This window comes from Kitasatospora sp. NPDC058162 (assembly GCF_042884005.1).
In the GTDB taxonomy this organism is placed as follows: Bacteria; Actinomycetota; Actinomycetes; order Streptomycetales; family Streptomycetaceae; genus Kitasatospora.
Map to the genome: position 1 here is coordinate 573,290 of NZ_JBHVUS010000002.1, position 21,942 is coordinate 595,231.

The 21,942-nt window shown below is 72.1% G+C and carries 18 protein-coding genes, 1 tRNA gene and 1 riboswitch; of the genes, 12 read left to right on the forward strand and 7 right to left on the reverse strand.

What is annotated here, in order from left to right; genetic code table 11:
• Nucleotides 1-33: 33 nt before the first annotated feature.
• A complete protein-coding gene (locus ACFVXG_RS06030; protein ID WP_387924741.1) occupies nucleotides 34-1,788 on the reverse strand; it encodes an ABC transporter substrate-binding protein in 1,755 nt (584 codons plus the stop codon).
• Nucleotides 1,789-1,923: 135 nt separating this feature from the next.
• Nucleotides 1,924-2,895, reverse strand: a complete 972-nt coding sequence (locus tag ACFVXG_RS06035) for an ABC transporter permease (protein WP_387924742.1) — start codon at nucleotides 2,893-2,895, stop codon at nucleotides 1,924-1,926.
• A 305-nt stretch (nucleotides 2,896-3,200) separates the two neighbouring features.
• Nucleotides 3,201-3,295: riboswitch (ZMP/ZTP riboswitch) on the forward strand.
• Between the two features lie 20 nt (nucleotides 3,296-3,315).
• Between ACFVXG_RS06035 and ACFVXG_RS06040 the strand changes: the two genes are divergently transcribed.
• The gene (locus ACFVXG_RS06040; RefSeq protein WP_387924744.1) at nucleotides 3,316-4,803 is read left to right on the forward strand and encodes a glycine hydroxymethyltransferase; all 1,488 of its coding nucleotides are present in this window, start codon (nucleotides 3,316-3,318) and stop codon (nucleotides 4,801-4,803) included.
• A 91-nt stretch (nucleotides 4,804-4,894) separates the two neighbouring features.
• On the opposite strand, the gene ACFVXG_RS06045 is transcribed toward ACFVXG_RS06040, so the two are convergent.
• Nucleotides 4,895-6,328, reverse strand: coding sequence for an aldehyde dehydrogenase family protein (locus tag ACFVXG_RS06045; RefSeq protein WP_387924746.1), 1,434 nt, complete (start codon nucleotides 6,326-6,328; stop codon nucleotides 4,895-4,897).
• A gap of 129 nt (nucleotides 6,329-6,457) precedes the next feature.
• Nucleotides 6,458-6,988, reverse strand: coding sequence for a DUF6624 domain-containing protein (locus ACFVXG_RS06050; RefSeq protein WP_387924748.1), 531 nt, complete (start codon nucleotides 6,986-6,988; stop codon nucleotides 6,458-6,460).
• A 391-nt stretch (nucleotides 6,989-7,379) separates the two neighbouring features.
• On the opposite strand from ACFVXG_RS06050, the gene ACFVXG_RS06055 reads away from it, so the two are divergent.
• Entirely contained in the window at nucleotides 7,380-8,351 is a 972-nt protein-coding gene (locus ACFVXG_RS06055; protein ID WP_387924749.1) for a class I SAM-dependent methyltransferase, read from the forward strand.
• Between the two features lie 113 nt (nucleotides 8,352-8,464).
• Here ACFVXG_RS06055 and ACFVXG_RS06060 read toward each other — a convergent pair whose 3' ends face one another.
• Together ACFVXG_RS06060 and ACFVXG_RS06065 are read right to left on the reverse strand one after the other, a co-directional pair.
• Nucleotides 8,465-10,123, reverse strand: a complete 1,659-nt coding sequence (locus ACFVXG_RS06060; protein ID WP_387924751.1) for an APC family permease — start codon at nucleotides 10,121-10,123, stop codon at nucleotides 8,465-8,467.
• Between the two features lie 296 nt (nucleotides 10,124-10,419).
• A tRNA-Leu gene (locus ACFVXG_RS06065) sits at nucleotides 10,420-10,504 on the reverse strand.
• 432 nt (nucleotides 10,505-10,936) lie between these two features.
• On the opposite strand from ACFVXG_RS06065, the gene ACFVXG_RS06070 reads away from it, so the two are divergent.
• Complete coding sequence (locus ACFVXG_RS06070) at nucleotides 10,937-11,446, forward strand: ATP-binding protein (protein WP_387924753.1); 510 nt, start codon at nucleotides 10,937-10,939, stop codon at nucleotides 11,444-11,446.
• A 101-nt stretch (nucleotides 11,447-11,547) separates the two neighbouring features.
• Here the strand turns inward: ACFVXG_RS06070 and idi are convergent, their stop codons facing one another.
• Nucleotides 11,548-12,195 carry an isopentenyl-diphosphate Delta-isomerase gene (gene idi / locus ACFVXG_RS06075; RefSeq protein ID WP_387924755.1) on the reverse strand — a complete coding sequence of 216 codons (648 nt, stop codon included), beginning with the start codon at nucleotides 12,193-12,195 and terminating at the stop codon, nucleotides 11,548-11,550.
• 482 nt (nucleotides 12,196-12,677) lie between these two features.
• On the opposite strand from idi, the gene ACFVXG_RS06080 reads away from it, so the two are divergent.
• The 9 genes from ACFVXG_RS06080 to hpnE all read left to right on the forward strand — a co-directional run bounded on the left by ACFVXG_RS06080 (nucleotide 12,678) and on the right by hpnE (nucleotide 21,815).
• Nucleotides 12,678-13,433: a sugar phosphate nucleotidyltransferase gene (locus tag ACFVXG_RS06080; RefSeq protein ID WP_387924757.1), complete on the forward strand. Its 756-nt coding sequence runs from the start codon at nucleotides 12,678-12,680 to the stop codon at nucleotides 13,431-13,433.
• On the forward strand, nucleotides 13,421-14,482 hold the full coding sequence (locus tag ACFVXG_RS06085; RefSeq protein WP_387924759.1) for an iron-containing alcohol dehydrogenase family protein: 1,062 nt from the start codon (nucleotides 13,421-13,423) through the stop codon (nucleotides 14,480-14,482). Before ACFVXG_RS06080 ends, ACFVXG_RS06085 begins: the two co-directional genes overlap by 13 nt.
• Before the next feature lie 91 nt (nucleotides 14,483-14,573).
• Nucleotides 14,574-15,311, forward strand: a complete 738-nt coding sequence (locus ACFVXG_RS06090) for a CDP-alcohol phosphatidyltransferase family protein (RefSeq protein WP_387924893.1) — start codon at nucleotides 14,574-14,576, stop codon at nucleotides 15,309-15,311.
• The gene (locus ACFVXG_RS06095; RefSeq protein WP_387924761.1) at nucleotides 15,308-16,204 is read left to right on the forward strand and encodes a glycosyltransferase family 2 protein; all 897 of its coding nucleotides are present in this window, start codon (nucleotides 15,308-15,310) and stop codon (nucleotides 16,202-16,204) included. Before ACFVXG_RS06090 ends, ACFVXG_RS06095 begins: the two co-directional genes overlap by 4 nt.
• Before the next feature lie 139 nt (nucleotides 16,205-16,343).
• Nucleotides 16,344-17,285, forward strand: coding sequence for an ABC transporter permease (locus ACFVXG_RS06100; RefSeq protein WP_387924763.1), 942 nt, complete (start codon nucleotides 16,344-16,346; stop codon nucleotides 17,283-17,285).
• Entirely contained in the window at nucleotides 17,278-18,087 is an 810-nt protein-coding gene (locus tag ACFVXG_RS06105) for an ABC transporter ATP-binding protein (protein ID WP_387924764.1), read from the forward strand. The genes ACFVXG_RS06100 and ACFVXG_RS06105 overlap by 8 nt, the downstream gene beginning before the upstream one ends.
• 299 nt (nucleotides 18,088-18,386) lie before the next feature.
• Entirely contained in the window at nucleotides 18,387-19,334 is a 948-nt protein-coding gene (gene hpnC / locus ACFVXG_RS06110) for a squalene synthase HpnC (RefSeq protein WP_387924766.1), read from the forward strand.
• A 41-nt stretch (nucleotides 19,335-19,375) separates the two neighbouring features.
• Complete coding sequence (gene hpnD, locus ACFVXG_RS06115; RefSeq protein WP_350506002.1) at nucleotides 19,376-20,233, forward strand: presqualene diphosphate synthase HpnD; 858 nt, start codon at nucleotides 19,376-19,378, stop codon at nucleotides 20,231-20,233.
• A gap of 154 nt (nucleotides 20,234-20,387) precedes the next feature.
• Nucleotides 20,388-21,815 (forward strand): hydroxysqualene dehydroxylase HpnE, encoded by a 1,428-nt coding sequence (gene hpnE / locus ACFVXG_RS06120; RefSeq protein ID WP_387924768.1) that lies wholly within the window; start codon nucleotides 20,388-20,390, stop codon nucleotides 21,813-21,815.
• The last annotated feature ends 127 nt before the right edge of the window (nucleotides 21,816-21,942 follow it).

Below are 21,942 nucleotides of genomic sequence, written 5' to 3' on the forward strand. Positions count from 1 at the left end.
CTCGGAGTGTCAGGGTCAGAGGCCCCCGAGCCGTCACGACTTCAGGTACAGCCAGGTCAGCCCGACCGCCCCGTAGATCGGGTGGATGAACGCCCCGCCGACGTTGCTGCCGCGCAGCTGGTTGACGGTCGGGTAGGTGAGCGGCAGCACCGGCAGGTCCTTCATCACGGTCTGCTCCAGCGCGTACAGCTCCTTGGCCTTGGCACGCGGCTCGCCGATCTGGTTGATCCGGTCGATCTCCTTGTCGACCGCCGGGTTGCGGTAGCGCGCCGCGTTGATGTCGCCGCCCGCCCGGCCGTCGAAGGAGAACGGGATCAGCGTGGACGGGGTCGGCCAGTCGACGGAGCTGGTCTCCTCGAACAGGTCGTACGGCGAGTCGGCCCGGTGCACCTCGTCCAGGAAGGCCTTGGGGTCGATCGGCTTGGGCACCACGGTGATGCCCGCCTTGCCGAAGCCGTCCACCAGCACCTGGGCGACGCGCTGCCCGTCCGGGGTGTTCTTGTACCCGTAGGTCAGGCTCGCCGGCGCCTGCTCGGCCTTGGCGAGCGCGGCCTTGGCGGCCTCCGGGTCGCCCTCGGGCTTGGCCGGGTTCAGGTCGTACTTCTGCCAGTCGATCAGCGCGGGCGAGCTGAGCGTGGTGGCGAGCTCGCCGGTCCGGGAGCCGCCCTGGACCTGCCGGGCCTGCTGGCGCGGGTAGGCGAGGTTCAGCGCGCGGCGCACCTCGACGTCCGGCACCCGCTCGTTGTTGATCACCAGCTGGCTGACGAAGGCGCCCCGGCGGCCGGAGACGACCAGGTCCTTGGCCTTGGGGTCGGTGTCGGCGGCCTGGTACAGCTCGGGGGAGAGCTCGTCGGAGGCGGTGGTGGCGTTGGCGCCGCCGTCCCGCCCGGAGAGGATCTCCTGGTTGCCGTTGAGCGCCTCCTTGCCGTACGTGAAGACGAACTTGTCCGGGTACTGGTTGCGGATCGGGTCGGTCTCTGCCTTCCAGGCCGGGTTGCGCTCCAGCACCATGCGGGTGTTCTGGACGTGCTCGGCGATCCGGTACGGGCCGCTGGCGAACGGCAGCCGGTCGTAGTCGGTGCCGGTGTCCTTGTCCCGGCGCACCGGCGAGGAGGAGGACTGCGCGGCCATGTACGGCACGTCGGCCTGCGGCTGCGGGAAGTGGAGGACGAGGGTGCGCTCGTCCGGGGTCTCGATCGCGGCGAGGTCGCCGTCCTGCGGGCCGGCGTACTTGGCGCGGGCCGCCTCGTAACTGGGCTCGCCGGTGAGCCACTGCGGCCAGTACGGCGGGCCGACCTCGTAGCCCTTGCCGAAGGTGCGCTCGATGCCGTACTTGACGTCCTGGGCGGTGATCGGCTTGCCGTCCTCCCAGGCCACGCCCTCCTTGAGCCGGTACGTCCAGGTGCGCCCGCCGTCGGTCGAGGTGCCGGTGTCGGTGGCCAGGTCGCCGACCAACTTGGCCTTCCCGTCGACAATCTGGTACTGCGTCAGCTGGCGGCCCCAGAGCAGCGAGGCGTTGTAGGAGGCGCCCGCGTAGACCTTCTGCGGGTCCAGGTGTCGGAACTCGACGCTGTTGTACACGTTCACCGTGCCGCCCGGGCGGGCGCCGGGGACGGCCGGGGCGGGGCCGGCGCTGTCCTTCTCGGTGCCGAGCGCGGCGGTCAGCGGCGAGGTCTCCTTGGCCGGGGCCGGGCCGGCGGCGGAGCCGGTGCTGCCCGCGCCGGCCGAGCAGGAGGTCGCCAGCAGGGCGGTGGCGATGACGGCGAGCGACGGTTTGGTCCAGCGCATGGCGAATCTCTCCTTGCCCCGGCGCGTTCGGGCCGGGGCGGGCTCGGAAGGTTGATCGGGTCGATCGGACGGAAGTGGACGGAAGTGGACGGAGTCCGATGGAATCCGATGGAATCGGACGGAACGGAAGCAGGCTCAGCGGCCGCGGCGCGGGTCCAGCGCGTCCCGGACGGCGTCGCCGAGCAGGTTGAAGGCGAGCACGAACACCAGCAGGGCCACGCCGGGGAAGACCAGGTAGGTGGGGTCGGCCTGGAAGACCTCCGAGCCGCGCGCGATCATCCGCCCCCAGTCGGGGACGGGCTCGGTGATGCCGACGCCGAGGAAGGACAGCGCGGCCTCGGAGGCGACGAAGGTCGGCACGGCCATGGTGGCGTGCACGATCAGCTGGGAGCGGACGTTCGGCAGCAGTTCGTGGACGACGATGTGGAACCGGCCCGCTCCCTGCGCCCGGGCGGACTGCACGAAATCCCTTTCCCGGAGCGATCGGACGGTGGCCCGGAGGGAAAGCGCGAGCGGAATCCAGCCGAACGCGGAGAAGACCAGGATCAGCACCAGGAACTGCATCCACTCCGGTTCCGCGGCGCCCGGATCGACCAGTCGGGACTGGATCACCGGGCTGAGCGCGAGCAGCAGGAGCAGCGTCGGAAAGGCCAGCAGCACATTGGCGAGGAAGCCGAACAGCCGGTCCGCGATCCCGCCGAGGTATCCGACCGCGACCCCGGCCAGCACGCCGAGCGTGGTGGTCACGGCGGCCGCGGCGAAGGCGATCAGCAGTGAGGTGCGGATGCCGTACAGCAGCTGGGTCAGCACGTCCCGGCCGAGGCCGGGCTCCAGGCCGAACCAGAACTCGCCGGAGATCCCGCCGTTCGGCAGCATCGGCAGGCCGCCGTCGCTGAGCAGGCCCGGAGTGTTCTGGCCGTAGTGCTCGACCGGGTTCTTCCCGTACAGGGCGGCGACCAGCGGCGCGGCCAGGGCGAGCAGCAGGAACAGCAGGACGACGGCGGAGGCGGCGGCGCCGACCCGGTCGCGCAGCACCCGGCGCAGCAGGCCCGGTGCGGCGGGCCCGGGGGCCGGGCCGGTAACTGCGACTGTGTCGACCGCTGCCATGAGAGGCGTACTCCCCGAATTCTCCGCCGCCCCGTGGGTGAGGGTGCGTTGGTGGGCATTTACCGATCGGCGCCAGGGGGTTTCCCGGGAGCCGTTCTGGCGACATCAGATCGGATGCGTCCGACGTTCCGCAAATCACCGGAAGGCGCTCCGCGGGAATTCCTTCCGGACTGTTTCGGGAATTGTGGCGGCTTCATTTCCCCGCAACACGGCCGTTGCAGGAGAACGGACATAACCCGCCGAACCGGACCGGCCGTTCCGCATTCTGAGACCTCCGCCACAGTCCCCGGGGTGTTGGTACGATCCCGGTGGACCGCGACTGGCGCGTAGGGATGGAATCGACCATCGGGAAGCGGTCCCGTGAATCCTCACGTCGTTGCCGAGCGCCTGGGCCGCCCGCATCCCCACCAGGAGACCGCCATGGCCCAGACCCCCGCACTCGACCAGAGTCCCGCGCAGCAGCCGCACACCACCGCGAGCCCGGCGGCCGACACCGCCTTCCGCAGCGCCCTCGACGTCGTGGCCGGCGTGGAACCGCGGATCGCCGCCGCCATCGGCCGGGAGCTGGAGGACCAGCGCGCCTCGCTCAAGCTGATCGCCAGCGAGAACTACGCTTCCCCGGCCGTCCTGCTCGCCATGGGCAACTGGCTCAGCGACAAGTACGCCGAGGGCACCGTCGGCCGCCGCTTCTACGCCGGCTGCCGCAACGTCGACACCGTCGAGGCGATCGCCGCCGAGCACGCCCGCGAGCTGTTCGGCGCCGAACACGCCTACGTCCAGCCGCACTCGGGCATCGACGCCAACCTCACCGCCTTCTGGGCCGTCCTCTCCCAGCGGGTAGAGAGCCCGGCCCTGGAGCGCGCCGCCGTGCGCAACGTCAACGACCTCACCGAGGAGGACTGGGCCCGGCTGCGCCAGGAGCTCGGCAACCAGCGGATGCTCGGCATGTCCCTGGACACCGGCGGCCACCTCACCCACGGCTTCCGGCCCAACATCTCGGGCAAGATGTTCGAGCAGCGCAGCTACGGCACCGACCCGGTCACCGGCCTGATCGACTACGACGCGCTGCGCGAGACCGCCCGCGAGTTCCGCCCGCTGATCCTGGTGGCCGGCTACTCCGCCTACCCGCGACTGGTGAACTTCCGCAAGATGCGGGAGATCGCGGACGAGGTCGGCGCGACCCTCATGGTCGACATGGCGCACTTCGCCGGCCTGGTCGCGGGCAAGGTGCTGACCGGCGACCACGACCCGGTGCCGCACGCCCACATCGTCACCACGACCACCCACAAGTCCCTGCGCGGCCCGCGCGGCGGCATGGTGCTCAGCACCGCCGAGCTCGCCGAACACGTCGACCGTGGCTGCCCGTTGGTGCTCGGCGGCCCGCTCTCGCACGTGATGGCCGCCAAGGCCGTCGCCCTCGCCGAGGCCCGTCGCCCCGAGTTCCGGGCCTACGCCCGCGCGGTGGTCGACAACGCCCAGGCGCTCGCCGAGGGCCTGCTGCGCCGCGGCGGCAAGCTGGTCACCGGCGGCACCGACAACCACCTGGTGCTCGCCGACGTCTCCGGCTACGGCCTGACGGGCCGTCAGGCCGAGGCAGCGCTGCTCGACTCGGGCATCGTCACCAACCGCAACTCCGTCCCGCAGGACCCGAACGGCGCCTGGTACACCTCGGGTGTGCGACTGGGTACCCCGGCGCTCACCACCCGCGGCCTGGGCGCCGTCGAGATGGACGAGATCGCCGCCCTGATCGACACCGTCCTGCGCGCCACCACCCCCGCCACCACCGCCAACGGTGCCCCGTCCAAGGCGAACTACGCCCTCGACGAGGCCCTCCGCGACGGCATCGCCAAGCGCGCCGCCGACCTCCTGGCGCCGTTCCCGCTCTACCCGGGCGTCGACCTGGTCTGACCGGACCGGAAGCGCCGGCCGTGACTCCGGGCCGCCGAACGGAAGTTCGGCGGCCCGGAGCCCAACCCCACTACTCCGGATCCCAACCCCACTAGTACTGAAGCGACTTGTACTGCAGGAACTCCTCCAGCCCGTGCCGCCCCAGTTCGCGGCCGAGCCCGGAGTCCTTGTAACCGCCGAACGGGGCCAGCGGGTTGAAGCGGCCGCCGTTGAGGTCGACCTGGCCGGTGTCGAGCCGGCGGGCGAAGGCGGCGGCGGTGTCGGTGTTCGCCGCCCAGACGCCGCCCGACAGCCCGTAGGCCGTGCCGTTGGCGATCTCGACCGCGTGGTCCTCGTCGCGGTAGGGGAGGATCGCCAGGACGGGCCCGAAGACCTCCTCCTGGGCCACCGTCATCTCCGGGGTGACGTCGGCGAGGACGGTCGGGCGGACGTAGTAGCCGGTGGGGAGTCCGGCCAGCGGTTCCGGGCCGCCGGCCACCAGCCGGGCGCCCTGGGCGAGCGCGCCCTCCAGGTAGCCCCGGACCCGCGCCAGCTGCTTGGCGTTGACCAGCGGGCCGATCCGGGTCTGTGGGTCGGTCGGGTCGCCCGGGACGTACTTCTCGGCGGCCTTGGCGGCGAGCGCGACCGCCTCCTCGTACTGGTCCCGGTGCACCAGCAGGCGCGTCCAGGCGCTGCACGTCTGGCCGGAGTTGGCGAAGACGTTGGCGACGTTGACGTTCACCGCCCGGGCCAGGTCGGCGCCCGGCAGCACCACGTTGGCGGACTTGCCGCCCAGCTCCAGGGCGACCCGCTTGAGCCCGCGCCCTGCTGTCTCGGCGACCTGCCGGCCGACCGCGGTGGAGCCGGTGAAGGACACCACGTCCACCTCCGGGTGGGCGGCGAGCGCCGCGCCCGCGACCGCCCCGGTGCCGGTCACCAGGTTGAACACCCCGGCGGGGAAGCCGGCTTCGTCCACCAGCCGGGCGAACAGCCGGGCCACCAGCGGGGTGTCCTCGGCCGGCTTGAGGACCACCGGGCAGCCGGCCGCCAGCGCCGGGACGACCTTGGCCACGATCTGGTGCAGCGGGTAGTTCCACGGCGTGATCGCCGCGACTACCCCGGCCGGCTCGGCGAGCACCACCGAGTTGCCGATCCGCTCCTCGAAGGGGTGCCCGGCGAGCAGCGTCAGGTACGAGCTCGCCACGGTCAGCGGCAGTCCGGCGTGCACGGCCCCGGCGAAGCCGACCGGGGCGCCCAGTTCGGCGACCACGGTCGAGGTGATCTCGGCCTGGGCGGCGGCCAGTCCGTCCCGCAGCCGGGTCAGCAGCGCGAGCCGGTCCTCGCGGGTGGCGGCGGCCCAGTCCCGGGCCGCCCGGCGGGCCGCCGCGACCGCGGCGTCGACGTCGGCCGCCCCGCCCGCCGGTACGGTGGCGAGCACCTGTTCCGTCGCCGGGTTGAGCACGGTGATCGTTCCGGAGTCCCCGGAGGGCCGCCAGGCGCCGTCGATGTACTGGTCGCCGTACTCCGGGTACTCCTGCTGCTGCACGGGTCTTCCTCTCAGCCGGTCAGCCGCTCTTCGGCCGGTCGCGCTCGTCGGAGGGTCAGTCAAGGCGGCCGGACAGCCCCGCGCAAGAGCCAATCCCGCCGAGGTGACCGGCCGGTTGCGTGGGTCCGGTCATCGTGGGGCGAACCGCGCGGTGTACGCGTCGAACGCTTCGATCCCGACCCGGGCCCGGCGCTCGTCCAGCCGCTCCGGGTCCTCGCACGGCCAGGGCACCGGCCGGCCGTCCGCCACCGCGCCGATCTGCGTCCCGTAGCACTGCTCGCGCCCCTCGTTGACGGCCAGCCGGTCCTGGAGGAAGGCCAGGTCACGGGCGCTCGCGGCGCCCTCCTCGACGGCCCCGGCCATCAGCTCCACCGCGCGCCGCTGGACGTCCAGTTGGCGGTCCGCGTGCTGGGCGATCAGCCAGGCGGCCCGGGCGCCCTCGGCGCCGACGGCCCGTTCGGTGGGCCAGCCGTGCGCCGCCATGATCTCCGCGAGCCGGTCCCCGTGCCGGGCGGTGAGCCGCCGCCAGACGGCCTGTTCGGCCAGGTCGGGGCTGTGCGCCAGCCGGGCGGCCGCGTTGTCCTCGGTCATCATGGCGACCAACTCGGCGGACAGTGAAGGGTCTTGAAGGTCCATCCGGCCGGCCTGCGTCGTCGTCATGTCGATCCGCTCCCTGCGTACGGGCCCGCCGTCCGGGCCGCCCGTGACAACGCTAGGCGCGGCGGATGCGACCAAGATCATCCGCAAGACCGGTGACACGGGGTGGCCTTTCGGGACAGAATGGACGTACGCCACCCGCCGGGCCGTGTTCACCTCCGGCCGCGGGGGCCGCTACCACCGGCGGTTCCACAATTCGAGACCCGAAAGCCCTCCTCATCCCCCGGGCACCCGCTGTAGATTGCAGCGAACTCCGTGGTGGGGCCTACTGTCGGTGGAGGGTCGACTCGTGTACGGCCGGTGATCCGGCGCGTCCCGGGGGCCGGGTAGGCCGCCACCACGCCGAGGTGTGGCTCAGAACCCGCAGGTCATCCGTACCGCTAAGGAGCATGCCGTGACCGACACCGCGTTGAAGGGCGAACCGCAGCAGCCCGTCGAACCCGCCGTGTTGGAGGACGTCCCCGGATGGTTCTGGGACCACGACCGGCACTCCTTCGAGTGGTTCCTCGGGCGCCAGGCGAAGCAGGGCGTCACCGGCGACCTCATGGAGATGGGCGCCTACCTCGGCCGCAGTGCGATCGTGATCGGCGAACACCTCCAGCCGGGTGAGGCCTTCACCGTCTGTGACCTGTTCGACTCGGACGCACCGGACGAGGAGAACTCCGACGAGATGGACCTCTCCTACCGGAAGACGCTGACCCGCTCCGCCTTCGAGGCCAACTACCTGTCCTTCCACGACGAGCTGCCGGACATCATTCAGGCCCCGACCTCGGTGCTCGCGGGCGGACGGGTCCCGGCCGGGGCGTACCGCTTCATCCACATCGACGCCTCGCACCTCTACGAGCACGTGGTGGGCGACCTCCAGGTGGCCCGGGTGGCGCTGCAGGACCAGGGCGTCGTGGTCCTGGACGACTACCGGGCCCAGCACACCCCCGGCGTCGCGGCCGCGACCTGGGAGGCGGTGTTCAACCACGGCCTCAAGCCGATCATGCTCACCGAGTGCAAGTTCTACGGCACCTGGGGCGACCCGGAGCCGTTCCAGCGCGACCTGCTCGACCGGGTGGACCTCGCCGTCGGCTGCGAGCTGGCCACCGAGACGCTGAACCGCCGGCAGGTGCTGCGGATGGCCGGCGGCTCGGAGGGCATCCACCCGTTCCGCCCCTCCCGCCACGAGCCGCGGGCCGTCGAGGCGCCGGAGCCCGAGAGCCTGTCCCGGACGGCCATGGACGAGGCCGCGCTGGAGCTCGCCGCCCGCCGCACCCGCGCCGCCGAGGCGCGCCGCCCGGTCAACGTCGCCAAGCGCGCGGCCAAGGACCTGCTGCCCCCGGTCGTCACCTCGGCCATCCGCCGCGCCCGCCGGGGCTGACCGGAACAGCTACGCCTGACCGGAACCGCCCCGGCACCCCGCCCCGGCACCGGTCCCACAGACGCCGAAGGGCCGGTCGGAAACCCGACCGGCCCTTCGAAGCACGTACCCGCTCAGACCCGCGAAGGCTCCGCGGTCCCGGCAGCCTCGGCAGAGGCCTCAGCCGCTGCCTCCGCCGCCAGCTCCCGGCGCACCTCGGCCAGCGAGGGGTTGGCCCAGGCGCTGGCGACGCCCCAGTAGTAGAACACCAGCCCGATCGCGGCCACGATCAGCAGGTCCCAGCCCTCCGGCAGGTAGCCGTGCCCGCCGAAGTCGGAGCTGCCGGCCCAGGAGATCCCGGCCATCACGAACAGGTAGGCGACCATCCAGGCGCCCGCCTTGAGGTGCGGCTTCAGCTCGCCGAACGGCTTGCGCAGCTCGTACCAGGCCCAGATCGGCAGACCGGCGGCCATCAGCAGGATGACCTTGCCGGTGAGCGGCCAGCGGGCCCAGTACAGGACCAGCGAGCCGAAGACCATGGCGATCGGCGCGATCACCGGCATGGCCTTGAGCTTCACCGGCCGCTGGAGGTCCGGCGCGAGGCGGCGCAGCGCCATCACGGCGACCGGGCCGGTGATGTACGAGATCACGGTGGCGACCGAGACGATCTCGGCCAGCGAGCCCCAGCCGCGGAAGACCGCGAGGAACAGGAAGGCGACCAGCAGGTTCAGCAGCAGCGCCGGGCGCGGGATGCCGGTCTTGGCGTCGACCTTGCCGAAGAGCTTCGGCAGGTGGCCGTTCTCCTGCACGCCGTGGATCATGCGCGAGGTGGTGGCGGCGTAGATCATGCCGGTGCCGGACGGCGAGACGAAGGCGTCCGCGTAGAGCAGCAGCGCGAGCCAGTTGATGCCCCAGGCGATCGCGAGGTCCGCGAGCGGCGAGGTGTAGGAGAGGCTGCTCCAGCCCTGCGACAGGTCGGCGGCCGGGATGGCGCCGATGAACGCGATCTGCAGCGCGACGTAGATCACCAGGGCGATCAGGATCGAGCCGATGACGGCCTTCGGCAGCGACTTGCCGGGGTTGCGGGCCTCGCCGGCCAGGTTCAGCGGGGACTGGAAGCCGTTGAAGGCCCAGACGATGCCGGAGACGGCGACGGCGGTGAACACCGCGCTCCAGCCGTTCGGCGCGAAGCCGCCCGGCTGGGTGAAGTGCGAGGTGTCGAAGTGCGCGAGGAGCAGCGCGCCGGCGGTCAGCGTCGGCACGACGACCTTGAACACGGTGATCGCCGTGTTGGTCTTGGCGAACAGGGTGATCGCGAACCAGTTGAGGGCGAAGTACACCAGTAGCAGCACGCTGGCGAGTGCCACCCCGCTGAGGGTGAGTTCCTTGCCGTCGTACAGGCCCTTGGCCCAGCCGAAGTGCCAGGAGCTCATGTACTGGACGGAGGCGGTGGCCTCACCCGGGATGACCGAGACGATGGCGATCCAGTTGGCCCAGGCGGCCAGGTAGCCGGCCAGCGAGCCGTGCGAGTACTGGCCGTACCGGACCATGCCGCCGGCCTTGGGGAACATCGAGCCGAGCTCGCTGTAGGTGAGGGCGATGGTGAGCGCCACGGCGGCGCCGATCACCCAGGCGAGGATCGAGGCGGGGCCGGCCAGCTTGGCCGCCCGCTCGGCCCCGAACAGCCAGCCGGACCCGATGATCGAGCCGAGCCCGACCGCGGTCAGGCTGATCGTCCCGAGCGATCGGCGGTAGTTCTGGTGTGATGCCGTCGACGAAGCTGGCTCACTCAACGTATCGGTCCTCTCGCTCGGGGTTCAGCGGATGGTGTCGGCGCTTTTACGGTTTTGAGTCGGTATTCCGGACAAACCCCAGCAGCCTATGGTTCCAAATGGGGCGAATACCTCAGAGGAAGCTCAAACCGCTCGATCGTTGCCATCTCGTGTCCGGTTTTCGGACGGACGGGACCGCTCAACGAGACCGGCGCCACACCGCCACCGGCGGTGGATCAGGGGGGAGGGCCGGCTCCGGGCCGGAAAAAAGAAATTCCCCGTGGGATCCTTTCGGATTCCACGGGGAATTTCTGCTGTGTCCGAGGGGGGACTTGAACCCCCACGCCCGATAAAGGGCACTAGCACCTCAAGCTAGCGCGTCTGCCATTCCGCCACCCGGACAGGGTGTGTGCTTCGGGGGTTTTTCTCTCGCCCCCTCGGCGACAGAGAGAACATTACCAGGCTTCCGGAGTGCTTCTCACCTGCGTTTCCTCGGCCCGAGCGCGGACCCGGGCGCGGACCCGGGCCGGGACGGCGTCGGCGCCCGGCCGTGAGGCCGCCGGGACGGCGCCGGTCCGGTGGGACGCCCGGCCCCTCCGGACTGGCTGGGACGGCTCGCGAGGGCGCTCGAACGCCGGGCGAAGCGGTGATGAGCGCGAAGCAAACGATCGGATTCGCCCCCACCCGCGATCGATCCCGATCGGAACCGATCCGACACGGGCAACTTGTCGACGGTGCCACGGCCGCACCGACCGCTCTCCTAGCCTCTGTGGACCGAGGGCGCCATGATGCGGATCGCCTGATTCCCGGGTCGCGGACGAAGGGCGGCTGGACGTGGAGCAGATCAGCGGGGCGGCGAAGGCCGAGCCGAGACGCGGCGCCCGGTCGGGCGTCCGACCGACCGGCGGCGGTCCGGTCGAGGGCGTGTGGCGCTTCCGGGTGCCCGCCGTCGAGGCCTCCGTGCCGCGCACCCGCCACGCGGTGCGGGACCGCCTGCTGGCCCAGGGCATGACCGGGGTGCGCTACCAGGAGCTGGTGGACGACGTGCTGCTGATCGTCTCCGAGCTGGTCGGCAACGCGGTGAGGCACGCGGCCGAGCTGTCGCCCGAGGTGACCACCGAGCTCTCGGTGCGCCGGGGCTGGGTGCGGGTCTCGGTCGAGGACGGCGATCCGTACCGGCCGAAGGCCCTGGAGAGCGACACCGGCCGCACCGGCGGGCGCGGTCTGCTGCTGGTGAAGAGCGTCACCCTCCAGGCCGGCGGGGTGTGCGACGTCGAGCGCACGGGGGAGGGCGGCAAGGTCATCTGGGCCTCGCTGCCCGTCCCCCCGGAGCCCGGGCCCTGAGGGGCGTCCCCACGAGGACGGGTGCCTCCATCAGCACGGCTGCCCCAACAAGGACGGCCGCCCCCGGGACGGGGACGGCCACCCGCACGGACACGCGTCCGCTACCAGTCCCGCCCGGCGATCTCCCGGATCCCCGGCAGCGCGGCCTCGAAGACCGTCTCGAACCAGACCGAGAACGGCCGCTCGGCCCGCAGCTCGCGCAGCTCCTGCGCGGTCACGAAGGCGAAGTCGTCGACCTCCTCCGGGTCCGGCTGGACCGGCGCGGTGACCAGCCCGACGAACAGGTGGTTCCACTCCCGCTCGATCAGCCCGGACGCCTCGTCCGGCAGGTCGTAGCGGACCGTCCCGGCCTCGCAGAGCAGCGCGGGCGCGATGCCCAGCTCCTCGGCGGTGCGCCGGGCGGCGGCGACGAACGGCGGCTCGTCCGGGTACGGGTGCCCGCAGCAGGTGTTCGACCAGACGCCGGGGGAGTGGTACTTGCCGAGCGCCCGGCGCTGCAGCAGCAGCCGGCCCTGGCGGTCGAAGAGGAACACCGAGAAGGCCCGGTGCAGCCGGCCCGGCTGCTGGTGGGCCCAGAGCTTCTCGGCGGTGCCGATCGTGCCGCCCTCGTCGTCGACCAGTTCCAGCAGGATCTCGGAGCCCGAGGCGGCGGTGGCCCGGGGGTCGACCGGCACGTCTGTCTCCACGTCCAGGCCGCTGTCGATCTCGGCGGCGAAGTGGGTCGGGTCGGTCGGCGGACTCTGGGGCATGGGGCCTCTTTCGGGAGGGGGAGCAACGGGAGCAACGAGTGCGTCGTGGGAACCCGTCGGGGTGCGCGGGACGCATCGCGGGCACCGGCGCCGCGCTCCAGTCTGCCGTATGGGTGGCGGTCCGGACGGGTCCCACGCACAACCGGGCGGATCATGACGCGGGGGCGTCCGGATCCTGGTAAAGAACGGTCCGGGACACCCCCGGAAGGGTCATCCGCCCCGAAGACCAGTTCGGTATCCGTTCCCATCCCGTTCGATCACTTCTCCTCCACCGAGCCGTCACCCCGGCGTCTCCGGCCGCGTTCGGGCGGGTCGCCCCGGTCGCCTACCATCGCTTAGGACACGCTGCCCGGATCTGTGCCGGTCCGGCGCGCCGCCTCCGGACCCGGCCGTACGCCGGTCCGAAGGGCAACAGCGCGGCCGGGCCCGTCGGCACATCCCCGCGCGAACCGCACCACGCACGACGGATCAGGAGACCCCGCATGATCGGCCTCGTTCTGGCAGCCGGCGCCGGCCGCCGGCTGCGCCCGTACACCGACACCCTGCCGAAGGCGCTGGTACCGGTCGACGGCGAGCGGACCGTCCTGGACCTCACCCTCCGCAACTTCGCCGAGGTCGGACTGAGCGACGCGGCGATCGTGGTCGGCTACCGCAAGGAGGCGGTGTACGACCGCAAGGACGCCCTGGAGGGCAAGTACGGCGTCAAGCTCCACCTGGTCGAGAACGACAAGGCCGAGGAGTGGAACAACGCGTACTCGCTCTGGTGCGCCCGTGAGCTGTTCGCCGAGGGTCTGCTGCTGGCCAACGGCGACACCGTCCACCCCGCCTCGGTGCAGCGCACCATGCTGGAGGGCAACCGGCGGCTGACCGAGGCCGGCGCCGCCCCCGGCATCCTGCTCGCCCTCGACACGGTGAAGAAGCTCGCCGACGAGGAGATGAAGGTCGTCGTCGACCCGGCCGCCGGCATGCGCCGCATCACCAAGCTGATGGACCCGGCCGACGCGAGCGGCGAGTACATCGGCGTCACGGTGATCAACCCGGCCGCCGCCGCCGACCTCACCGACGCGCTGCGCACCACCTACGAGCGCGACCCCCAGCTGTACTACGAGGACGGCTACCAGGAGATGGTCGACCGCGGCCTGCGGATCGACGTGCAGCCGATCGGCGAGGTCTCCTGGGTCGAGGTCGACAACCACGACGACCTGGCGAAGGCGCGGGAGATCGCGTGCCAGTACTGACCCGGCTGGTCCCGTCGCCGCTGTTCGCCGAGATCCGCCCGGGCGCGCTGGACTCGCTCGGCGGCATCCTGGCGGACCAGCGGCTGTCGGCCTCGGGCCGGATCGCGGTGGCGATCAGCAACGGCTCCGGCGCCGCGATGCGCGAGCGCCTGGAGCCGGCCCTGCCCGGCGCCGACTGGTACAACGTGGACGACGGCAGCCTCGACAGCGCGGTGCGCTTCGCCGAGGAGATGCGCGGCAAGCACTACGACGCGGTCGTCGGCCTCGGCGGCGGCAAGATCATCGACGCCGCCAAGTACGCCGCCGCCCGGGTCGGCCTGCCGGTGGTCGCGGTCGCCACCAACCTGGCCCACGACGGCATCTGCTCGCCGGTGTCCACCCTCGACAACGACGCCGGCCGGGGCTCCTACGGGGTGCCCGGTCCGATCGGCATCATCGTCGACCTGGACGTGATCCGGCAGGCCCCGCAGCGCTTCGTGGCGGCCGGGATAGGCGACGTGGTCTCCAACATCTCGGCCTGCGCGGACTGGGAGTTGTCACACGCCGTCACCGGCGAGCCGGTGGACGGACTGGCCGTGGCGATGGCCCGCTCGGCCGGCGAGAACCTGCTCCGGCACCCGGGCAACATTCAGGACCAGGACCTCCTGACGGCCCTCGCGGAAGCCCTGGTACTGTCCGGCATCGCGATGAACATCGCGGGCAGCACCCGACCCTCGTCGGGCGCCTGCCACGAGATCTCGCATGCCCTGGACGTGCTGTACCCCAAGCGTTCCGCCCAGCACGGCGAACAGGTCGGCCTCGGCGCCGCGTTCGCCAGCTTCCTGCGGGGCGAGCGCGAGCTGACCGGTCTGATCGTGGAGCGCCTGAGGAGCCACGGCCTACCGGTGACCGCCGCTCAAATGGGTTTCACCGAGGCGGAGTTCACCGAAGCGGTGCACTACGCTCCGAACACCCGCCCGGGGCGCTTCACGATCCTGGAACACCTCGACCTCTCCCCTTCCGCAATCAGGGACGCGTACGCCGACTATGTCCAAGCCGTCAACAGCTGACCCCTCCACCGCGGGCGCCGAGCGGCCCCCGGTGGACCTGACCCGCCGGCCCTCGATCGAGGAACTGCGCGCGGTGATCCACCCGGAGGGCATGCTCCAGCGCCGCAGCGCCGAGCACTGGGCCGGGCGCCTGTACATGCGGAAGATCTCGCTGCGGATCACCCGCGTGCTGTCCACCATGACGGCGATCACGCCCAACGGCCTGACCTACCTGATGATGTTCACCGGCATCCTGGCCGGCGGCGCGCTGGTCGTGCCGGGCATCACCGGCGCCGTCCTGGGCGCCCTGCTGATCCAGGTCTACCTGCTGCTGGACTGCGTGGACGGCGAGGTCGCCCGCTGGCGCCGGCAGACCTCGCTCACCGGCGTCTACCTGGACCGGGTCGGCCACTACATGTCCGAGGCGGCCCTGCTGACCGGCCTCGGCCTGCGCGCCACCGACCTGCTGCACCGCGAGGGCGGCGGCTCGCACTGGGAGTGGGCGTTCCTGGGCACGCTGGCCGCGCTCGGCGCGATCCTGATCAAGTCCGAGACGGACCTGGTGGACGTGGCCCGCGCCCGCAGCGGCCTGACGGCCGTCGAGGACAGCGCCTCGGTGCCGCGCTCCGCCTCGGTGGCCAAGGCCCGCCGGGCGGCCTCGCTGCTGAAGTTCCACCGCCTGGTCGGCGCGGTCGAGGCCTCGCTGTTCATCCTGGCGGCCGGGATCGCCGACGCCGTGCACGGCGGGCTGTTCTTCACCCGGCTCGCGGTGGTGGTGCTGGCGGCGATCGCCATGCTGCAGACCGTGCTGCACCTGCTGAGCATCGTCCTCTCGAGCAGGCTCCGATGAACGCGGCGACCGCGGAGAACTTCCGCCTCGGCGTCGTCATCATCACGATGGGCAACCGGCCCGCCGAGCTCAACGCCCTGATCGAGTCCGTCCGCGCCCAGGAGGGCCCGGAGGTCCAGTTCGCCGTGGTCGCCCAGGGCGCCAAGCTGCCCCCGCTGCCGGCGGGCGTGCGCACCGTCGAGCTGCCGGAGAACGTCGGCATCCCGGGCGGCCGCAACGTCGGCATCGAACTGTTCGGTCCGGACGGCCGGGACGTGGACGCCGTGCTCTTCCTGGACGACGACGGCCTGCTGCCGCGCACCGACTCGGCCCGGCTGCTGCGCGAGGCCTTCACCGCCGACCCGGAGCTGGGCATCGTGTCCTTCCGGATCGAGGACCCGGACACCGGGGTCACCCAGCGCCGGCACGTCCCCCGGCTGCGCGCCAGCGACCCGCTGCGCTCCTCCCGGGTGACCACCTTCCTGGGCGGCGCGAGCGCCGTGCGCTGCAAGGTGTTCGAGCAGGCCGGGCAGCTGCCGGCCGAGTTCTTCTACGCCCACGAGGAGACCGACCTCGCGTGGCGCGCCCTGGACGCGGGCTGGGCCATCGACTACCGGGCGGACGTGGTGCTGCACCACCCCGCCACCTCGCCGGCCCGGCACGCCGCCTACTTCCACAACGTGGCCCGAAACAGGGTCTGGCTCGCGAGGCGGAACCTTCCGGCCCCGTTGGTGCCTCTCTATCTGGGAACCTGGTTTCTGCTGACCATGGCCCGACGTCCCTCCGCGGAGGGGATGAAGGCCTGGCTCGGCGGATTCCGGGCGGGCTTCCGCGAACCGTGCGGTGCGCGGCGGCCCATGCGATGGCGGACCGTCTGGCGACTGACCAGGATGGGCCGACCTCCGATCATCTGATTGGATCAGATGATCGATCGCCGTGGCCGGTGACCACACACCGGCCGGAACCCCCCGTGATCCCAGGATCCCCATCGGCGCAAGGCCGGCGGACCCCCGCCGACCGGCCGCCCCGACCGATCCCGCGCGAAGGACGAATGTGTCGACAGTGAGTGAACCCGTCAGCCTCTCCGCCCCCACGGGGGCGGACGCGGGCCTGACCCCCAAGCAGCTTGCGGACAAGTACGGTCTGTCGGTGAGCGGCGCCCGACCCGGACTGTTCGCCTACACCAAGCAGCTCTGGGCCCGGCGCCACTTCATCTGGGCCTTCGCCACCGCCCGTCTGGTGGCCCAGTACACCGACGCCAAGCTGGGCCAGCTCTGGCAGGTCGTGACCCCGCTGCTCAACTGCGGCGTGTTCTACCTGGTCTTCGGCGTGATCCTGGCGAGCAAGCAGGGCTTCCCCGGGCACACCTACATCTCCTGGCTGTGCATCGGCGTCTTCGTCTTCCAGTTCACCCAGAACGCGGTGCAGTCCGGCACCCGGGCGATCTCCGACAACCTCGGCCTGATCCGCGCGCTGCACTTCCCGCGCGCGAGCCTGCCGATCGCCTTCACCGTGATCCAGCTCCAGCAGCTGCTGATCTCGATGGTGGTCCTGATCGTCACCGTGCTCGCGGGCGGCATCAAGCCGGGCAAGACCTGGCTGCTGGTCATCCCGGCGCTGCTCCTGCAGACGCTGTTCAACACCGGCATCTCGCTGATCTTCGCCCGGATCGGGTCCAAGACCAGTGACATCTCCCAGCTGATCCCGTTCGTGATGCGGGCCTGGATGTTCCTGTCCGGCGTGATGTTCAGCATCCAGGACAAGATCCAGAGCTGGTCGCCCGTCATCCAGAAGATCATGGCCCTCAACCCGGCCTCGGTCTACATGGACCTGGTGCGCCACGCCTTCGCGCCGATCATCTACAACAAGCACCAGCCCGTCCACCAGACCCTGCCGCCGCACCAGTGGGCGTACGGCATCGGCTGGGCGGTCGGCATGTTCGTCATCGGATACGTCTTCTTCTGGAAGGCCGAGGAGGAGTACGGCCGTGGCTGACACCGACCTGAGCAAGCGCGACGCCGTCCCGGCCACGAGCGTGGCCCGCGAGCCCACCGTCGTCGTCGACGACGTGCACATCGTCTACCGGGTGCACGGCGCCGGTTCCGGCAAGGGCAGCGCCACCTCGGCGATGAGCCGGATCCTCAGCCGCAAGCGCGGCTCCGGCGTGCGCGAGGTGCACGCGGTCAAGGGCATCAGCTTCACCGCGTACAAGGGCGAGGCGGTCGGCCTGATCGGCTCCAACGGATCCGGCAAGTCGACCATGCTGGCCGCCATCGCGGGCCTGCTGCCGACCGAGAAGGGCGGCATCTACACCAACGGCCAGCCCTCGCTGCTGGGCGTCAACGCGGCCCTGATGAACGAGCTCACCGGTGAGCGCAACGTCATCCTGGGCTGCCTGGCGATGGGCATGAGCCCGGCCCAGGTGAAGGAGCGCTACCAGGACATCGTCGACTTCTCGGGGATCAACGACAAGGGGGACTTCATCTCCCTGCCGATGCGCACCTACTCCTCCGGCATGGGCGCCCGGCTGCGCTTCTCGATCGCCGCCGCCAAGACCCACGACGTGCTGCTGATCGACGAGGCCCTCGCCACCGGTGACCAGGCCTTCCAGCAGCGCAGCAAGAAGCGCATCGACGAGCTGCGCGGCTCGGCCGGTACGGTCTTCCTGGTCAGCCACGACAACAACTCGATCCGCGAGGTCTGCGAGCGGACCATCTGGATCGAGGCCGGCGAGCTGGTCATGGACGGCCCGACCGACGAGGTCGTCGGCCGCTACGAGCGCGGCGAGCGCCCGTAGCGAACCCCTGGCACCGAAGGGCCGGCCCCGGAACACTCCGGAGCCGGCCCTTCGTCGTACGCCCCGGAGCCGGGTCCTAGCCCGGGTGGCCCGCCGCCGCGGGGGTGAGCGCCACCGTGCGCCGGGCGGGGCGCTCTTCTCGGGCGCGCCGCGTGGTGTCAGGCTGGGGGCGCGGGGGCGGTGTGCCGGACGTGACGCCCGCGCTCGGACGCGTGTCCGAGTCGGACCGGTGGTACCGAGCGGTGTAGAACGGGGGAGTGACTGCAGTGTCGGCTTCGGCCCAGCCCAGAGATACGCCGGTGAACCCTTCCGCGGGACAGACCCTGGACAAGGCGGGGGCGGAGAACTTCCCGGTCGCCCCCTTCTTCCTGCCCGCGGCCTGGCGCGACGACCTGATGGCCGTCTACGGCTTCGCCCGGCTGGTCGACGACTCCGGTGACGGCGACCTCGCCGACCCGGCCGCCACCGCCGCCCTGCTCGGGGTCGAGCGGCGGCCCCCCGCCACCCCTTCGGCCCAGTCCGGCCCGCCGAGCCCGGCGGAGGTCTCCTTCCGGCTCGCGCTGCTCGACGGACTGGAGCACGACCTCGACCGGGTGTTCGAGACGGCCCTGCACCCCGGCGACGCCGAGCCGCCCCGGCACCCGCTGCTGGGCGCCCTCGTCCCGCTGGTCGACCGGCACGGCCTGACGCCCGAGCCGTTCCGCCGTCTGATCGAGGCCAACCGGGTGGACCAGACCACCGTCCGCTACGCCAGCTACGACGACCTGGTCGGCTACTGCACGCTCTCCGCGGACCCGGTCGGCCGCCTGGTGCTGGCCATCGCGGGCGTCTCCACCCCCGAGCGGATCGCCCTCTCGGACGCCATCTGCACCGCCCTCCAGCTGGTCGAACACCTCCAGGACGTGGCCGAGGACCTCTCCCGCGGCCGGATCTACCTCCCCGCCGAGGACCTCGAACGCTTCGGCGTCTCCGAGGAGGAGCTCGCCGAGCCCACCGCGACCGGTGCGGTGCGGGAACTGATCGCCTTCGAGGCCGAACGGGCCCGCACCCTGCTCGACCGCGGCGCACCATTGGTAGGTACGGTTCGGGGAAGGCTTCGACTGCTCCTGGCGGGATTCACCGCAGGCGGCTACGCGGCCCTGGCTGCCGTCGAGGACGCCGGGTACGACGTGCTCGCCCGGCAGGCGAAGCCGGACAAGCGCCGCCTCGCAGCGAAGGCGGCGGCCATCTTCGCGAAGGGAAGGTGAACGCCCGAGTGGCGGCATCACCACTGGCGTCGGCCCCGGTCATGGCGGCGTACCGGTACTGCGAGGCAGTCACCGGACTGCAGGCACGCAACTTCAGCTACGGCATCCGCCTGCTGCCCGAACCCAAGCGGCTGGCCATGTCGGCCCTGTACGCCCTGGCCCGCCGGGTGGACGACATCGGCGACGGCGACCTCCCGGCCGACCGCAAGGCCGAGGCCCTGGTGCGCACCCGGGAACTGGTGGACGAGGTCCGCTCCGGGGCGGTCGCCGAGGACGACACCGACCCCATCAAGGTCGCCCTGGCCGACGCGGCCAGGCGCTTCCCGATCCCGCTCGGCGGCTTCGACGAGCTGATCGACGGCGTGGAGATGGACCTCAAGGGCGCCGAGTACCAGACGTACGAGGAGCTCAAGGTCTACTGCCGCTGCGTGGCGGGCGCCATCGGCCGGCTCTCGCTGGGCGTCTACGGCTGCGAGGACCCGGAGCGCGGGGCGCAGTACGCGGACACCCTGGGCCTGGCCCTGCAGCTCACCAACATCCTGCGCGACCTGCGCGAGGACGCCCTGACCGGCCGCACCTACCTGCCCACCGAGGACCTGGTCCGGTTCGGCTGCGAGCAGGGCTTCGCCCTGCCCAAGCCGCCGGTCGGCGCCGACTTCACCGGACTGGTGGCGTTCGAGGCCGCCCGCGCCCAGGCCGCCTTCGAGGAGGGCCTGCGCCTGCTGCCCCTGCTCGACCGCCGCAGCCGCGCCTGCACCGCCGCGATGGCCGGGATCTACCACCGGCTGCTCGGCCGGATCGCCGCCGATCCGGAGTCGGTGCTGCGCGGTCGGGTGTCGCTCCCGGGCTGGGAGAAGGCGTACGTGGCGCTTTCCGGGCTCGCCGGGGGGCGTTCTTGATTCTCGCCACGGTTCTGTCACGCTGTGTCAGCGGGGAATCACATCCGGGTGGAGCCGTGTTGACCACGGTGCCGTCCACGACGGTGCCGGCCGCGAGCGGGCCGGCCACAGCGATCGTCGCCGGGCGGTCCGGCGACTGCGAGGGGGAGAGCCGATGACCGGGCGAGCCGATGCCGCGCGCCCGGCCGCCGTCGTGGTCGGCGGCGGCCTGGCCGGGATCACCACGGCCCTGCGACTGGCCGAGGCCGGTCACCGGGTCACCCTCGCCGAGGGGCGCCCCCGGCTCGGCGGCCTGGCCTTCTCGTTCCAGCGCGGCGACCTGACCGTGGACAACGGCCAGCACGTCTTCCTGCGCTGCTGCACCGCCTACCGCGGCCTGCTGGAGCGGCTGGGCGCCACCCGGATGACCCACCTCCAGGACCGGCTGGACGTCCCGGTGCTCTCCGTCACCGGCCCCGACGAGGCCCCGGTGCGCACCCTCGGCCGACTGCGCCGCGCCGGTCTGCCCGTCCCGCTGCACCTGGTCGGCAGCCTCGCCCGCTACCCGCACCTGTCCCCGGCCGACCGCGCCCGGGTGGTCCGCGGCGCGCTCGCCCTCAAGGGCCTGGACCTCGCCGACCCGGCGCTGGACGGGCTCTCCTTCGGCGAGTGGCTGCGCCGCAACGGGCAGAACGACGCCACCACGGCCGCGCTCTGGGACCTGGTCGGCGTCGCCACCCTGAACGCCCGGGCCGACCAGGTGTCCCTGGCGCTCGCCGCGATGGTGTTCAAGACCGGACTGCTCTCCGACCCGGGAGCCTCCGACATCGGCATCGCCGCCGTCCCGCTGGGCGTGATCCACCACGACCGGGCGCTCGCCGAGCTGGAACGCGCCGGCGTGCGGGTCCTGCTGCGCGCCCGGGTCGCGGAGCTCAAGCCGGCCGCGCCCCAGCACGCCGTCCGGCTGGAGAGCGGCGAGCTGCTCACCGCCGACACCGTCGTGCTGGCCGGCGCCCAGGACACCGCGGCCGCCCTGCTGCCGCCGGGGGCCGTCCCCCACCGCCTGGAGGACTTCGGCACCACGCCGATCCTCAACGTGCACGTGGTCTACGACCGCAAGGTGCTGCGCCGGCCGTTCTTCGCCGCGCTCGGCAGCCCGGTCCAGTGGGTCTTCGACCGCACCACCCACTCCGGCCTGGCCGGTACCCCGATCGGCCGAGCCCACCCCGGCGCCCAGTACCTGGCGCTGTCCCAGTCCGCCGTCCAGGACGAGATCGACCTGCCGGTCGCCGAACTGCGCGACCGCTACCTGCCCGAGCTGGCCCGGCTGCTCCCGGCCGCCGCGGGCGCGGAGGTGCTGGACTTCTTCGTCACCCGGGAGCGCACCGCCACCTTCGACGGGGCGCCCGGCAGTGCCGCGCTGCGCCCCGCGGCCGCGACCGGGGTCCCCGGCCTGCTGCTGGCCGGGGCGTGGACCGCCACCGGCTGGCCCGCGACCATGGAGGGCGCGGTGCGCAGCGGCCACGCCGCCGCCGACGCCGCGCTGGCCGCGGCCGGCGCCAGGGTGCCGGTGGACCGGGGCGACGGACGGTGGCCCCGGTGACGGCGGGGCCCGCCGCCGGAGAGCCCGCCAGAGCCGACGGGCGTACCGTCGGCCCCATCGGCCGTACCGACACCGATCGCTGCGGCACCACCCGCGTCGACCCGGTCCGGGTCGACACCAGCCGCAC

What these genes read in the sequence shown, in the direction of transcription:
- ACFVXG_RS06090 (WP_387924893.1), top strand. Translation starts at nt 14,574, where the DNA reads ATGCTCCAGCGCCGCAGCGCCGAGCACTGGGCCGGGCGCCTGTACATG.
- ACFVXG_RS06080 (WP_387924757.1), top strand. Translation starts at nt 12,678, where the DNA reads ATGATCGGCCTCGTTCTGGCAGCCGGCGCCGGCCGCCGGCTGCGCCCG.
- hpnD (WP_350506002.1), top strand. Translation starts at nt 19,376, where the DNA reads ATGGCGGCGTACCGGTACTGCGAGGCAGTCACCGGACTGCAGGCACGC.
- ACFVXG_RS06095 (WP_387924761.1), top strand. Translation starts at nt 15,308, where the DNA reads ATGAACGCGGCGACCGCGGAGAACTTCCGCCTCGGCGTCGTCATCATC.
- ACFVXG_RS06030 (WP_387924741.1), bottom strand. Translation starts at nt 1,788, where the DNA reads ATGCGCTGGACCAAACCGTCGCTCGCCGTCATCGCCACCGCCCTGCTG.
- ACFVXG_RS06040 (WP_387924744.1), top strand. Translation starts at nt 3,316, where the DNA reads ATGGCCCAGACCCCCGCACTCGACCAGAGTCCCGCGCAGCAGCCGCAC.
- hpnE (WP_387924768.1), top strand. Translation starts at nt 20,388, where the DNA reads ATGACCGGGCGAGCCGATGCCGCGCGCCCGGCCGCCGTCGTGGTCGGC.
- ACFVXG_RS06050 (WP_387924748.1), bottom strand. Translation starts at nt 6,988, where the DNA reads ATGACGACGACGCAGGCCGGCCGGATGGACCTTCAAGACCCTTCACTG.
- idi (WP_387924755.1), bottom strand. Translation starts at nt 12,195, where the DNA reads ATGCCCCAGAGTCCGCCGACCGACCCGACCCACTTCGCCGCCGAGATC.
- ACFVXG_RS06035 (WP_387924742.1), bottom strand. Translation starts at nt 2,895, where the DNA reads ATGGCAGCGGTCGACACAGTCGCAGTTACCGGCCCGGCCCCCGGGCCC.